The organism is Picosynechococcus sp. NKBG15041c (assembly GCF_055380235.1).
In genome coordinates this window covers 1,241,205-1,255,046 of record NZ_AP040363.1, presented here as the reverse complement: position 1 = coordinate 1,255,046, position 13,842 = coordinate 1,241,205, and the positions used below count along the sequence as shown (strand labels likewise).

15 protein-coding genes are annotated in these 13,842 nt (G+C 52.8%); 7 read left to right on the top strand and 8 right to left on the bottom strand.

Annotated elements, in window-relative coordinates; translation table 11 throughout:
• Positions 1-47: 47 nt before the first annotated feature.
• Positions 48-1,268 carry a DUF445 domain-containing protein gene (locus tag ACZ45B_RS06160; protein ID WP_024544406.1) on the bottom strand — a complete coding sequence of 407 codons (1,221 nt, stop codon included), beginning with the start codon at positions 1,266-1,268 and terminating at the stop codon, positions 48-50.
• Positions 1,269-1,360: 92 nt separating this feature from the next.
• Positions 1,361-3,094: a potassium channel family protein gene (locus tag ACZ45B_RS06155; protein ID WP_024544407.1), complete on the bottom strand. Its 1,734-nt coding sequence runs from the start codon at positions 3,092-3,094 to the stop codon at positions 1,361-1,363.
• A 220-nt stretch (positions 3,095-3,314) separates the two neighbouring features.
• Here ACZ45B_RS06155 and crtE point away from each other — a divergent pair, with 220 nt between their 5' ends.
• The 3 genes from crtE to ACZ45B_RS06140 all read left to right on the top strand — a co-directional run bounded on the left by crtE (position 3,315) and on the right by ACZ45B_RS06140 (position 5,582).
• Positions 3,315-4,223, top strand: a complete 909-nt coding sequence (gene crtE, locus ACZ45B_RS06150; RefSeq protein WP_096417551.1) for a geranylgeranyl pyrophosphate/diphosphate synthase/geranyltranstransferaseCrtE — start codon at positions 3,315-3,317, stop codon at positions 4,221-4,223.
• Between the two features lie 21 nt (positions 4,224-4,244).
• Positions 4,245-4,700, top strand: coding sequence for a divergent PAP2 family protein (locus ACZ45B_RS06145; RefSeq protein WP_024544408.1), 456 nt, complete (start codon positions 4,245-4,247; stop codon positions 4,698-4,700).
• A gap of 72 nt (positions 4,701-4,772) precedes the next feature.
• A complete protein-coding gene (locus ACZ45B_RS06140; RefSeq protein WP_024544409.1) occupies positions 4,773-5,582 on the top strand; it encodes an LCCL domain-containing protein in 810 nt (269 codons plus the stop codon).
• 7 nt (positions 5,583-5,589) lie between these two features.
• Here the strand turns inward: ACZ45B_RS06140 and ygfZ are convergent, their stop codons facing one another.
• The gene (gene ygfZ, locus ACZ45B_RS06135) at positions 5,590-6,639 is read right to left on the bottom strand and encodes a CAF17-like 4Fe-4S cluster assembly/insertion protein YgfZ (RefSeq protein WP_024544410.1); all 1,050 of its coding nucleotides are present in this window, start codon (positions 6,637-6,639) and stop codon (positions 5,590-5,592) included.
• A 104-nt stretch (positions 6,640-6,743) separates the two neighbouring features.
• Between ygfZ and ACZ45B_RS06130 the strand changes: the two genes are divergently transcribed.
• Genes ACZ45B_RS06130 through ACZ45B_RS06120 form a run of 3 tightly spaced genes read left to right on the top strand, consistent with a single transcriptional unit; the run spans position 6,744 to position 8,025 of the window.
• Positions 6,744-6,878: a hypothetical protein gene (locus ACZ45B_RS06130; RefSeq protein WP_255325916.1), complete on the top strand. Its 135-nt coding sequence runs from the start codon at positions 6,744-6,746 to the stop codon at positions 6,876-6,878.
• Positions 6,879-6,883: 5 nt separating this feature from the next.
• Positions 6,884-7,336: a GNAT family N-acetyltransferase gene (locus ACZ45B_RS06125; RefSeq protein WP_024544411.1), complete on the top strand. Its 453-nt coding sequence runs from the start codon at positions 6,884-6,886 to the stop codon at positions 7,334-7,336.
• A gap of 5 nt (positions 7,337-7,341) precedes the next feature.
• Positions 7,342-8,025, top strand: coding sequence for a serine/threonine protein kinase (locus ACZ45B_RS06120; RefSeq protein WP_464675013.1), 684 nt, complete (start codon positions 7,342-7,344; stop codon positions 8,023-8,025).
• Here ACZ45B_RS06120 and ACZ45B_RS06115 read toward each other — a convergent pair.
• Entirely contained in the window at positions 8,022-8,564 is a 543-nt protein-coding gene (locus ACZ45B_RS06115; protein WP_024544413.1) for an NYN domain-containing protein, read from the bottom strand. The genes ACZ45B_RS06120 and ACZ45B_RS06115 overlap by 4 nt on opposite strands.
• A gap of 218 nt (positions 8,565-8,782) precedes the next feature.
• Between ACZ45B_RS06115 and ACZ45B_RS06110 the strand changes: the two genes are divergently transcribed.
• Positions 8,783-10,507: a glycosyltransferase family 39 protein gene (locus ACZ45B_RS06110; protein WP_024544414.1), complete on the top strand. Its 1,725-nt coding sequence runs from the start codon at positions 8,783-8,785 to the stop codon at positions 10,505-10,507.
• 121 nt (positions 10,508-10,628) lie between these two features.
• On the opposite strand, the gene ACZ45B_RS06105 is transcribed toward ACZ45B_RS06110, so the two are convergent.
• The 4 genes from ACZ45B_RS06105 to ACZ45B_RS06090 form a co-directional block, all read right to left on the bottom strand.
• Positions 10,629-10,997 carry a Crp/Fnr family transcriptional regulator gene (locus ACZ45B_RS06105; RefSeq protein ID WP_029681573.1) on the bottom strand — a complete coding sequence of 123 codons (369 nt, stop codon included), beginning with the start codon at positions 10,995-10,997 and terminating at the stop codon, positions 10,629-10,631.
• A 140-nt stretch (positions 10,998-11,137) separates the two neighbouring features.
• Positions 11,138-12,397, bottom strand: a complete 1,260-nt coding sequence (locus tag ACZ45B_RS06100) for a DUF4335 domain-containing protein (RefSeq protein WP_024544416.1) — start codon at positions 12,395-12,397, stop codon at positions 11,138-11,140.
• A gap of 75 nt (positions 12,398-12,472) precedes the next feature.
• Complete coding sequence (locus ACZ45B_RS06095) at positions 12,473-13,063, bottom strand: DUF3038 domain-containing protein (RefSeq protein WP_024544417.1); 591 nt, start codon at positions 13,061-13,063, stop codon at positions 12,473-12,475.
• Between the two features lie 170 nt (positions 13,064-13,233).
• Positions 13,234-13,764 carry a GIY-YIG nuclease family protein gene (locus ACZ45B_RS06090; RefSeq protein ID WP_024544418.1) on the bottom strand — a complete coding sequence of 177 codons (531 nt, stop codon included), beginning with the start codon at positions 13,762-13,764 and terminating at the stop codon, positions 13,234-13,236.
• Positions 13,765-13,842: the final 78 nt, after the last annotated feature.

Below are 13,842 nucleotides of genomic sequence, written 5' to 3'. Positions count from 1 at the left end.
CTTCTCTGGATCGACAAACGATGAACTTGGTCGGTGAGATTACGGCTCTAATTCAACAGCAAAATAAATGACTGGACTATTCCCACCAAGAACCCAAGCACCCCACCGAGATTGACGATCGCCTGGAGCTCATTTTTAACAATGCCCTGGATTGCTCGCTCTAATTCCCGGGGGCTAGTATTATTGACCCGCTCAATGATGACCTGGTCAATGGCCAGGATTGGGATTACTTGGCTAATGATTTTTTCGAGGTCTTTTTCTAAATAGCGATCCAGCAATAAAGATAATTCTTGACTGACAACACCGAGGGAACTGTTCAGCACTTGAGACGCTTGGAGTCGGCGCAGAATGATGATTGATAAATTATCCCAATCTACCGAATCACCGATATAGGCCATCAACCCGGACCCTTTGTCCTGGAGATATTGACGGATGGTTTGGTGGAAACTTTTGCGGAGCTGACGCACCGTTGAAACGGGTAAATTTTGCAGCGATAAACTCTGGAGCCAGAGACGTAGTTTGAGGCGAACTTCTAAGGTAAGGATTAATTCTTGTAGGCGGGCATTGGCAATTTCTCGTTCCTCTAAACAAAAGGCTCGCAGACGAGTAAGACTATTTTTGACCCCAAATAAATTGGCGACTACCCAATAGGTTCCACTCGTCTTTTCCCGGAGGCTAGTGTCGATAATTTCAATATTTTTATCCGTTAGAAAATCAATCACTGCCTGACGAAGAATGTCTGGGGTCAAGACCGTACGCAGCAGCCAATCGGTAAGTTGACGGGCTTGGCCTTCGGTAAGTTTGAATTCTAATAGGAGTTGATCAAAAAGCTGATAGACCTGGGCTTCTAAAAAAGTATCTTCCCGAGACCAAACTTTAATTAACCGGGGGAGGGACTCCCTGGCCAAATCTCGTAAAATAGCGGCTAAAATTCCAGCGGTTTTCTGTTCTTGCTCTCCTTGGATTTGTTCAAAAGCTAACTGGAGTAGCCAGGCGATCGCCGCCTCAATGCGCTCGGTTTGGAGGAGTTTTTTGGCGAGTTTTTGAATTTCTTCGGGGGTGAGCAGGGAACCCATGATGATCGCCGCGATGTTGCGGGCAAGGCGGTCTTGGTTCGCAGGGATCAGCCCTGGGGTAAAGGGTAAGCGGCGATCGCCTACATAGATAGCCCTGTAGGGGCGAAACAACATATTGATCGCGATGTCATTGGTGAAATAGCCAATCACCGTACCCGCAATGGGGGGCAGAAGTAACGTCCAAAAGTTCAAAGTCGCTCGTTACCTATGACTCAACACCCTTGATTTTAAAGCTTTTGGCCAGGCGATCGCCCAGATTTGAGATGTAACTTTATTGAGGGGGTTCAAGATCTGAGCACCTCGGGATGGGGAGCAGTTTGGGGTGGGTTGAAGGGGACTTCAGGGCTGCTGGGTTCTTTGCGCCATAGCTTTCGTAGACCATTGGCGGCGATGGTAATGTAGAGCACATCCTGGGGTTGTAGTCGCCGCTCTAGTAGGGGCCAGCCGTGGATCGTTTCCCCCTCAGATTCGAGGTAGAGGGGCACAAAATCCTGGGCGATCGCCGCCTCTTGCACCCGTTGTCCACAAAAGGGATGATTGGGGGTAATCAGAGTGGCCAGGGCCAGCCAGAGTAGATCGTCGGTCATGCCATTGCCAAAAATTCTCCCCCCCAGGGCCGCCGCCGCAAAGGAATGGGTTGATAGTTCCGTTGGGGAAAGGACCCAATCAAAATCAAACACCGCCTGGGCTGATTGGGCAAAATCCGCATCCTGAATGCGGACAATCACATTTAAATCAGGGGCGATCGCCTTGGCGCTGAGGGCAATTTCCACATTGGTCATATCCTGGCTGGTGGCGGCGATGAGGGCCGCGGCTTCGGTGATGTGGGCATCGCGCAGGCTATTGGCGACACTAGCATCCGCCAGAATCACCGGGATCCCCAAGGCCCGGGCCGACCGTAAAAAGCGATTGTTGTGGTCAGCCTCGAGGATCGCCACGTCATAGCCCTGGTGGTGGAGCTGTCTGGCGATCGCCATGCCCATGCCCCCCAGACCGCAGATCACATAATGATTTTGGTGGGGGATTTTCGTCGCGTCCCAAAATTGGCGGATGCGACTGCCGAGGATGAAATCGTTGATCAAGGCATAGCAGACCCCCACAACCCCCGCGCCGATCACCATCATTCCCGCTGTAAAGACCTTGACCCAATCGGGGGCCATTTCTGCCACTTCTTCTTTCCCCCCGGCCCCGGTGATCATTCCCACTGAGAAATAAAGGGCATCGACAACGGACAAATTAAAATTCACACAAACATAGGTAAATGTGGCAATGCAGATGGTGATTAACAGTGCCAAGGTCACCAGGGTCATGGGTCTTACATGGTGTTGGTACTGACGCAGGTTGGCGATCGCCTTCCGGAGCTTTTGCCAGAGGGAATAGCGCTGGCTTTTGACCTGGGGAGGGGTTCCAATAATTAGATGATCGCCTGTCTGTAGCGTTTCATCAGCTACCACCGCCGAAACCAGATCCATCTCGCCCCGGGCGGGTAGGTAGTGGATCAACATCCGCTCTGGGTTTTCCCACAGTTCACTCAGGGGTTTATTGAGCCAAGGGTGATCCGCCGCGATCACCTCATCGTAAATGGGCCAAGTTTTTTCATACAAATGCAGTTGACCGATCGCCTTACTCCCGAGGGCGGCAAAGGCAAAAATGGGCGCTGCCAAAGCTGAAACACTCATGGTCACATGGTCTGGCAAGGTTTGATCCAGGCGATCGCCCAGGGCTTGGTTGTAAATGCGATTAACAATGCGAATGTTGGGATTCAGCACCCGCGCATGGGTCAACACTGCCAAATTGAGGGCATCATCATCATTGGCCAACACAAGGGTTTGGGCGCTGTGGATGCCGGCCCGGATGAGGGTCTGTCCCTGGCGTGGATCCCCCACAATCACCCCCGGTGCGCGCTGGTGACCAGGGCGATCGCTAATGCCGACCACCTCTGCCCCCTGATTTTGCAAGAGACGAAAAATTTTGTAGCCCGTTCGTCCTAAACCACAGACGAGAATTTTCGGTTGCATGGGAACTAGATGGCTGAGCGTTGGCTCCAACGGCTGGATTACCCTTTTGTTGTAAACCCAAATGAGTCCCTAAGGTGTAATACACCGCACAGAGCAAAACAACTTCACATTTACCCACCCAGAAAAACCCTTTTGCTCAACCTGGGCCAATTCTCCCGGACTTTCTCCCAAAGCCTTGTAGAATATTCTTGAAAAATCACCAGTTTCCCAAAACGTAGCTATGGTCGTTGCAGACGCTCACACCCAAGGCTTTTCCCTCGCCCAGTACCTCGAAGTACAGAAAACCATTGTTGAAACCGCCCTCGATCAATCCCTGGTCGTGGCTGAGCCTGTCACCATCTACGAAGCAATGCGCTATTCTCTCTTGGCTGGGGGGAAGCGGTTGCGGCCAATCCTCTGCATTGCCGCCTGTGAGATGCTTGGGGGAACTGCGGCCATGGCGATGAATACGGCCTGTGCCCTGGAGATGATCCACACCATGTCTTTGATCCATGATGATCTGCCAGCGATGGACAATGACGATCTGCGCCGGGGCAAACCCACTAACCATAAGGTCTATGGGGAAGATATTGCGATTTTGGCGGGGGACGCGCTGCTCTCCTATGCTTTTGAATATGTGGCCCGTACCCCCGAGGTGCCCGCAGAACGGCTGTTGCAGGTGGTGATTCGCCTCGGTCAAGCGGTGGGGGCAGAGGGGCTGGTCGGGGGTCAAGTGGTCGATCTCCAGTCTGAGGGTAAAACCGATGTGTCTGTAGAAACTCTGAATTTTATCCATACCCACAAAACGGGGGCGCTGTTGGAAGTGTGCGTCACTGCTGGGGCAATTTTGGCGGGGGCGAGCCCAGAAGAGGTGCAATTGCTCTCCCGCTATGCCCAAAATATCGGCCTGGCCTTCCAGATTGTGGACGATATTCTCGATATCACCGCCACCGCTGAGGAACTGGGTAAAACGGCAGGGAAGGATCTAGAAGCCCAAAAAGTAACCTATCCGAGCCTCTGGGGGATCGAAAAATCTCAAGCGGAGGCGCGTAAGTTGGTGGATGAGGCGATCGCCTCCCTCGCGCCCTATGGGGAAAAGGCCAATCCCCTCAAAGCCCTGGCGGAATATATCGTTAACCGTAAAAATTAAAGAGCGTCACGGCCAAGCACCATGGACAATTTCAGTGCAGTTTTCCAAAATCACATCTTGATCGTGGCATTAGTGGCCTGCGTCACGGCGCAACTGCTGAAAATTCCCATTGATCTGATCCGCTACCAAAAAACCAGCATCCGTTCCCTCTTTAGTGCTGGGGGGATGCCCAGCGCCCACTCTGCCCTTGTTGGTGCGCTCGCAACGGGGGTCGGCCAAGCGAAGGGATGGGACAGCTCTGAATTTGCGATCGCCTGCCTATTTGCGGTAATCGTGATGTATGACGCAGCGGGAGTCCGCCAAGCAGCGGGGAAGCAGGCCCGGATCCTCAACCAGATCATCGACGATATGTTCCAGGAAAAAGAATTTAGCGAAGAGCGCCTGAAGGAATTATTGGGTCACACGCCGATCCAGGTTTTTGTGGGGCTGTCTTTGGGGATTGCGATCGCCTTTTTCGCTAACGGTCCATTGATCTAAATCCTTTGTGTTGTTCGTTCAAGTTCCCTGGCATCCCCGTTGTAATGTTGCTGTTTTGTACCCATAACGACCATGAAACACCCCCTCCCCTTGATCAGCTTTGGGGCGATCGCCCTCATTACTTCCCTCGCTGCCTGTAATAACCAGAGTGCTGTTTCCCCAAGCTCTGGCGGTGCAGTTGTTTCTCCAGGCGAAACACCTACCCCAGATACACCCGCGCCTGCTCCTGAACTCACCTTTACGGCCCTAGAATGGAGTGCCACGCCGATCAGCCTTGAAATCCAAGGGCAATTAGGCCAGACCTTTGAGTTTTCCTGTCCCCCAGGCAGTGCCAATCAGCCAGTATGGGGCACAGGGATTTACACCAGCGATTCCTCCATTTGTACAGCGGCCGTCCATGCGGGGCTTTTTACGGCAGAAACCGGGGGAGACCTCAGCCTCGAAGTGTTGGCCGGTGAGAATTTTTACACAGGCAGCAGCCAAAATGAAGTGACCACCGATGACTATGGCCCTTGGGAGCATAGTTTTCGTTTCCCGGAGGCGATCGTCTCCGACCAGAACCAGCCGCCAACCATCCGCTGGGATTCTACACCAGGCTCTTTTAGCATTGGCGAAAATATAGGCGATCGCTACCGTTTCACCTGTCCAGCAGTGGCCGAACTCCAAACCCAAGCCCTAATCTGGGGCACAGATACCTATACCAACGATTCTGCCATCTGTGTCGCTGCGGTTCATGCCGGAAAAATTACCGCCCTCGCAGGGGGCCCCGTCACTATCGAAATTACCCCAGGGGAAGATAGCTACAGCGGCGGCGATCGCAACGGCGTAGTCAGTGCGGACTATGGCCCCTGGGGGAGCAGCTTCATTTTTGTCGATGAGTAACATCTCCCTAGGGCTCGGGGTAGCCATGGGTCACATAGGGCAGTGCCACAACCGTTCCTTGGACATCATCTCCGGCGGTGATTTTTAAGCCTTCACCGCCGCTTTTGGTACGGATATAGCCAAGGGCAAAAGCCGTCTCCGGATCAATGCTGGTCAGAACGCCCGCTCGTTCTTCGCCGACAAAAATTTTGCAGGGCACTGCGACGGGGGCAGAAAGTTGGATGCCAAACAGCCGCTGTTTGACGCCCCTATAGGTATTCAGGCGGGCAATGGTTTCCTGGCCGATGTAGCAGCCCTTATCAAAGGAAATACAGTCCCAGAGACCGGCTTCGAGGGGGTTGTAATCTTCGGTTAACTCATGATCGGGAACGGGACGGCCCTGGTGAATGCGTAATTGCTCCCAGGCCTCCTCTCCGCATGGGAGCACGCCCAAACTGGTTAGGGCTTGCCAGATTTCAACACCGGCCTCAGTCGGTACATAGAGGGTATAGCCCGGTAATTTCAGGCTATTTCCGGTGGCACAAAGAATAGTTTGACCGTTAATCTCAATCCTTTGGTGGCCGCCCGCAGGGAAGCTTGCCAGGGTTTTGCCCGTGAGTTTTTCCAGGATCGTTTCCGCTGCCGGGCCGATCAGAGATAGGACATTGAATTGGCCAGATAAATCGCTGATCTCGACTTTGTCCAGGGGAAACAGGAAGCGATCAAACCACTCCAACAAAAAGGCTTTTTTCTGGGGGGAAACTTGAATCCAGAGGGCCTCTTCAAGGACATGAACGGTGGCGAGGTCGAGGGTGCGGGCGGTGGAGTTGACGAGTACTGTGTCGCAGCTTTGGCCTGGTTGTAGTTGCTGGATTTGGTTGGTGCTCTGGTTGTGGAGATAGCGTTGGCGATCGCCCCCGGTAAATTTGAGCAGACCCCAGTGGCTCTGGTCGTGGACAACACACCCATGGGTCAAGGCTGCTTTAATCTCAGCTTCGTTCCCGAACAGGGCGATCGCCTCGCCGTTGGCTGTGGGAGTTGCACCCTGTTGTTGCTGGTATTGAAAAAGGGGAGTCATGACGATGTTTCTGGGCTACTCAAAATAGGCACAGATTCCATTATGCCAAGGAGAGAGGTTACACTGGCAGAGATCTTTTTTTAGCTGTCTTGCGATCGCCTCCCATGGATTTATTTCGTCAACAGATTCTGCCGATCATGATTTTGCTGGTTTTTCTCCTTGCCTTGGGCATTGTTAGTGCGCGGATTTTCTTGCCGATGGACATGATGGCCCCAGCCCCCATCGGCTTTTTGGGCTAAGGTCGATGTTGCCGACGGGCTTTTCGATTCGACAGGGTAAAACCGCTGATCGCCCCCTGTTGCTGAAATTTCTCCACCGTAGCTATCAGGAATTTTATCCAGAAACGGGTTTTGCTCACCTCCAGGACACCCTAGGCCATTACTTCACGGCAGAGACGCCCCTCTGGTGGGCGCAGTCAACAACGGGACTATCGCTCGGTTGCCTCTGGTTGGGCTCCAGCATTGACCAAATTAGCGGCGATCGCCACAGTCATATTTTTTTACTCTACGTCTTACCCGACTACCGTCGTCAGGGTATTGGGTCAGCGTTAATGGCCACAGCGGAGGATTATGCGAAAACCCGAGGCGATCGCCAAATTTCTCTCCAAGTCTTTCACACCAACCAAATGGCCCAAGCTTTCTACCAAAATTTAGCCTATCGCCCCCACGCGGTCCTTATGCGAAAAATGTTGCCCTAAGGGATGTGTCTCGTTCTATGGATCAAGCTCTATTTCAAACATTTTGCGATCGCCTTGAACGGGAGCTCCGGCCCCACCTCGATCTTGTCAGTGAGCACCCCCATCACCCTGTGATGGTGCGCCACTGCCCTCCCCCTTGGACTTGTCTCGGCACAGGCAACTATGCCGCGGTGTTTGCCCATCCTGATTTTTCGGCCTGGGTGGTGAAAGTTTACGCCCCGGGCCGCGATGGTTTTAACGAAGAAGTAGAAGTGTATCGTCGCCTTGGCTCTCACCCAGCCTTTTCAGAGTGCTATTACGCCCAAGCTGGCCTTTTAGTCCTAAAACGTCTGTATGGCACAACCCTATACGATTGTGCCCACCAAGGCATTCCTATTCCCAAGCATGTCATTCAAGAGATTGACGCAGCGCTGGTCTATGTCCGGGCTCGGGGGCTCAATCCCCACGATGTCCATGGCAAAAATGTGATGTTAGGGGCTGATGGTCGGGGCCTCGTGGTCGATATTTCTGATTTTTTGAAACCAGAACCCTGCCGGGCCTGGAAAGATCTCAAACGAGCCTATTACTGGATTTATCGGCCGTTGATCGCGGGCCTCCGGCTTAAAATTCCCTATGCGCTCTTAGACCAAGTGCGGACAGTGTATCGGCTGCTGCGCAAGTTTGGCGATCGCCTCTCTTTTCGTTCCTAGAGGCCATGGCGCAGTTGTCGCAACACCTGCTGCGTTTTGGGGTCGAGGCTATTAAAGAGCTGTCCCCGCCGTTGGGTACGATGGCTCTTGCGATGATCCCGGGACCGCCGATTGGCGGCCGCCACATCCGCCTGTAACTTAAGGGAAGACATCCACTCTGCCCCATAGCCCACCACCGTATGACGTTGGGCCTGGTCGGATGTCACCACAATCACTCGCCGAGGCGTTTCGTAGCTGCGTCTAAACATGGCGCAGGCTTTCTCAATATAGGTATCGGCGGTTTCCGAAAAGGCTGTGTAGTAGGCCGAAACAAATTGGGTGTGCTCTTCTTCTTGACTGGGGGTCTGCTGGTAGTGGGCATCAAAGACGACTTTCGCCTTATAACAGTTGTGGGAAGCATAGTTCACCAAAATCTCAATCAATTCATCCCGAGCCATCTCTAGGCCGTGGCGATCGCGGGTTTCCTTGAGCGCTTGCCAAGCACCGATCACGTTATAACCGTCCACTAACAACAGGGCTTCGGGGGATTGGGATTTCATGACTCACTCGCGACCTCCATGGCAGGAAAAAGTAAAAATTTGTTTACATTTGATTTGGAATTCATCCTAACAAGTTTTGTAACGCCACTGCCATGGCTACAAGGCTGGTCTGGGCTGTTTTAGAATTTTGGTCTCCAGTCAAAATCATCCCGTCAATTCCAAGGCTAGACTAAGGGACTAATGAAAATTTTTTATTCATCAAAAGGTGAGAGATACCCTTGCTGTCCACGTCAGATGCACTTTTTCCTCGCAAAGTCCCACCGGGTCTATTGCTCCTATTTTGGCTGCTGTTGGGCGGTCTGCTTCGTTTAGTCACCCTAGGGCTCAAACCCCCCTGGACTGACGAATTTGCCACAGTGCTCTACAGTCGAGCTGAAGACTATAACCAGATCCCCTACGGTGAAATTCTTTCAGGACCAGAATTATTAGCACCGCTCCAAGGCTATCCAGACCAAGGCCCTATGGCAGCGGCCCATTTTCTGATCCGCTATGATAACCACCCGCCCCTATATTCTGTGGTGGTCAATCTCTGGCAGCGATTGTTCCCCTTAGAAGGTGCGGGTTACATTTCCATTGATGGGGTGCGTTTGCTGTCGGTTATCTGCAGCATTCTGGGCATTTGGAGTCTATATTGTCTTGCAAAATGGCTGTTTCAGTCTGAAAAAATCGCCCAGCTAGCAGCCGTGTTAATGGCTGTTTCTCCCTTTGAGATTTTCTTGGCCCAGGAAGCCCGCCACTATACTTTGATTGGCCTGTTTGTGATTGCATCCCTCGGTTTCAGTGGGCTGGTTTTGGCACAGGTCAAAAATCGACAGGCGCTTTCTTTTGGTCAGGTTATCTTGGGGATCACGATCAGCATTGTGGGGCTGTTGATCCATTACTTTTTTGTCTTGACCCTCATGGCGGCGGCGATCGCCTTGGGCTGGTGGATGGTTAAGCGGCAACTCTTTCCGACCCCGAAACAATGGTGGCGTCTGGGCATCATTGTGCTTGTGGTGGGACTTTGGGGACTGATCTGGAAGTTTCAAGTGCTGCCAGAGAGTTACGGAACCACCATGACGGATTGGATTCGCCTAGACCGCAGCAATTGGCTCGCTTGGCTGAATCCAATTTTCCAGCTCTTTGCCACCGTGGTGACCATGGTGATTCTGCTTCCCATTGAGGTGGATTTTGTGCCGACTGTCATTGCCTTCGGGCTGGTAATGCTCGTCGTTGGGTTGCAGATGTTCCGGCTGTGGCGACAGGGCCTTCGCCAGCAGGCGCTCGTCTCTGATTATCAGGACAACATCTTCTTTCTGACGCGGTTTGTGGGGGCCGCCTGGATCCTGTTTGGGTTACTGAGTTGGGGTCTGGGCATTGATATCACTCGGGGCGCCCGTTATAGCTTTGTTTATTTCCCGGGGGTGATTCTCCTTTGGGCCGTGGGACTCAGCTATTTTTGGCAGCGATCGCCGGGGCAATTTTTGGGCTTAGAAAAGCTTGGTGCTCGTTTCCCCCAGGTCACATCCGGTACGAAGGCGATCGCCTTAAGTTTACTGATCGGTTTTTTTAGTGCCCTGACGGTAATTAACAACTGGGGCTACCAAAAGTACTACCACGCTGACAAAATTGTCGATCGCCTCGCCACCACAGGTCAGCAGCCAGTCTTGATGATTTCACCCCGCGAGAGCACCGTCCAGATTGGAGAAATTATGGGCATCGCCTGGGAACAACAGCGGCGGGCTGTGACGCGCCCCGTATCCTTTGCCTTTATTCCTGCACAAGAGACCCCGGAGGCTTATACCGAAGACCTCGAAGCAATGGTAGAGCAGTTTCCAGAACCGGCCTTTGAAGTCTGGTCAATCAATATTTTTGAGCCCCTTCCCCTCCAGGGTTGCCAACAACCGGAGCGGGAATGGGTTGCGGGTTATTACAGCTATCTCTACCAATGTAAAAATCCCTGAGACAAGGCCCGCATTCGCCGATAGCCAGTCATGAATTTTCCCCAGACCAAGAAAGTTAGGGGCAATCCTGATCACCCCCCTCAGACCCGATGACGCGGTCGTGGGGGGTTTACTTCAAGGTTTAGCCTTCGAGCTTTTGGGTGGTACGAGTCAAACGCTCTGCCAAAGTTTTCATGATTTCGATCGCAAAGTAGGGATGTTGTTGCACCAAAAAAGTAAACCGCTTTTGGTCGATGACCACTAGGCGACAATCAGTTTTGGCGATCGCCGTGGCGCTGCGGGGGGAACCCGGATGAATAACGCCCATTTCTCCGAGGGCTTCCCCTTCCCCCAAAACCGTCAGAGGTTGCCCGGCAAACTGAATCTCCACTGCCCCAGTTTGGATAATGTAGAGATGTTCCCCTGCGTCCCCGGCATTAAAAATTGTTGCGCCCGCCGCAAAATCTTGGGTGTCGTGGTCCTGTCTAAATAGTTCAAAATGCGCCATCATGATCGGTTCCTTGTGAGCCTGACGATAAATTCTAAAAACGTGCAAATGCCCGTCCACTCAAGATAATAGTGGAGCCTGAGGCGCTTTTTTGGCCGTTTCTATGGGCTTATTCTGAACTTAATGCCTTCTTTACGAATGCTTCAGCGGGGTGTTTCTGGAAATACTTGCACCCGACCATTGGGATTTAAGACCAAGCGGAAAGCGCGGCTTTCTGGTGGCGATGCTGGACTAACGTTTTGACCGATCGCCAAAAAAGACAGTTGGGGTTGGTATAGTTCTGCCGCTTTGCCGATGGGCAGCACCCTTTGAATTGATCCTTGGCTGTTGAGTTGGAGATGATATTCCAAGACTTCGCGCAGTTCAGGGAGACTCTGCCACTGGACTTGGAAGTGTTCCTCTACCTGCTGTTGGGGGGTTAGGGACGGCGCAAACTGGGGGGCAACGGCGATCGCCGCACTTTCGGGCCGACTGGTTTTTGCTAACTGATCTGCCATCATGCTGCGGCCACTTAAATTCACCGAATCTGAATTCTGAGAATCTGCGCCTGGACTGCTGGCTAAAGGCGGCACAGGAGATTGGGGCGCTGGGGCAGATGTCGATGGGCTGGGGGACCCTGGGGGCGGTTGGGTAAAGTCAACGGTCTGGGGGGCGATCGGTTGGGCGTCGAGGGCTTCTACTTCACTGGAGGGCAAAGGCGTAAAGGTGTAAGAGGCGTGGGGATTGGGAGGAATCAAATCAACTTGGTTGCCTCGTTCATCGACGGTCTCTAAGGAGAGGGTGCTACTGGTTTCGGGGGTCTGTTGCTGGCGCAAAACCGTACGCCCAACACCGACTGCCAGTAATAGAGAGGCGGCGATCGCCCCCCAGCGGGTCACAGTACGACGCTGTTGACTAGCGGCCAGGCTGGGGAGAGCGACCATATCGCTGCTGTAGGTTTCTAAGGCCTCGGCTAGATCATGGAGTTGGGTGGCATTGAGTTGCAGCACTGGGCCAGATTCTTGGGTGGCAAGGTAGCCCAAATAAAGCACATGGGCAAGGAGTCCCTGGGTCACCAACTGGGGATGGGGTAGGGTTGCTACGGTGCTGGCGATTTCAGCGCGACTACCATAGCCATATATGGCAGCCGTGTGGGGGGCGAGGGCAAAATCTCCCCGGAAATCTTGCAAAAAATCCTGGACATAATCCGTAACGGCACTGGCAAGGGCTTCGAGTTTCTGGCGATCGCCCTTGAGGACAATGCGTTGGTCAGAGCCGAGACGGGGGTCATCAAAACTCAGCTCAAAGCTCAATGATTCCACCAGGGGTTTACCGGTCCATTGGGAAAGGGGCGATGTTTTGGCAGCCACTTCCAAGCTACAGGTGGGGGGAGTATAGCGACGGACGAGGGTGGGAGAAAACATAAGCACGATTTAAAGATTAGCAGCGGCGGGAGAATGGAATGGGTTAAGAAAACAAGGACGTTATTTGGGCGGTTGTTAGGTTTTTTCTTGATCGATGAGGGCTAACCAGAGGCGGCGATGGCCATTTTTAGCACCATAGAAAAGCAGATCAACCAGTAGTTTTAGAGCTAGACGCACTAACGCTGTTGGGGCGATCGCCTCCCCTGCTTCCATCCGTTCCTGATAAGTATTACTAAAGTTATCGAGATAGTCCCCCAGGAGAGCAGCTCGGTGCGGTTCTTGGCCCTGTTCCGTCATTTGTTCCAGGAGGGCGCAGGCCCGACGAATATCGTCCTGCTGCTGTTGGGCTAGGTGACAGATGATGAGCACTAGGGAACGGGCTTCCTCCACATCTAACTTTTTACGGCCCCCGCTACTTTTGCGCAGAGGATTTGACTGCCGCAGCCGCCAGAGGGTGACACGATCGCCAATGACCGCCTCTAAATTCAACTCTCTGGCTGCCTGGAGCATCCCCTCAGAACTGAGACCTGCCAAAGACTCCAGGGCCAACAAAATAAGATCTAAATGGCTCTTGATGTTCTCCAGCTGCTGGCCATCGGGGAGCTGGGCCAGGGTCAAATCCGCGAGGGACGCTGGAGGGGGAACGGCTTGGAGACTAGGGCGCATAATGACAGCTTAAGAAAAAAAAGAAAAAAATAGCTTCGGGTTACGAATCTTGCAACCAAATCTACAGGGGCTGGCCAGGGTGAAAGATGTCCCCATATTATGCCCCACAACCATGGTGTCCTTGGTTCTATTCAGAGAAGTCCAGTGGGAGATGTGGTGACCTAATTTCCCTAGGACTTCAGGTCTAAAAGTCCCTGCTCCTTCAGTTTCGGCTGGAAACGCAGATCGACCCTCAGACCGCGCTCCGTTAAGTACGCTTTGAGCGCCGTTTCCCGTTGTCGAGCTTGATTTTTTAGGAACTGTCCCATTTCTACTTCATTGCCCTGGTGGAGGGTTGTCCATTCTGCTTCGGTTAAATCAGCTTTAACATCGATGGGCTGGGTCCAACGCGCTGCCTCATCGCCATTGCCGGGCGGTGTTGTCCTGTTTTCGGCCAGCCAAGCAGTGCGCATGGTTTCTAGAAGGGTACGACTGGGGCGATCGCCTAAAAAAATCTTGACCCAGTGACATTGTTCCGGGCAGCGCACCAAATGTTGCTGGAGACTTTTGGCCACATCACGGGAATAACCCACATAGCAGAGGGTTTGACTGGCATCAAAAATTCCATAAAGACCGAGTTTGCCGCTAAATTCAGGGCAAATTTGCCCCGCAGCATCGATGTAGGGGAGAAAATCGAGGTCGGCAAGTTTCGGCAAAGACATAGACTATGGGAAAGGAGATTACGATCCATCCTACGCATGGCCACGGGTTTCCCTGGGGCGATCGCAAATATCCTTAAT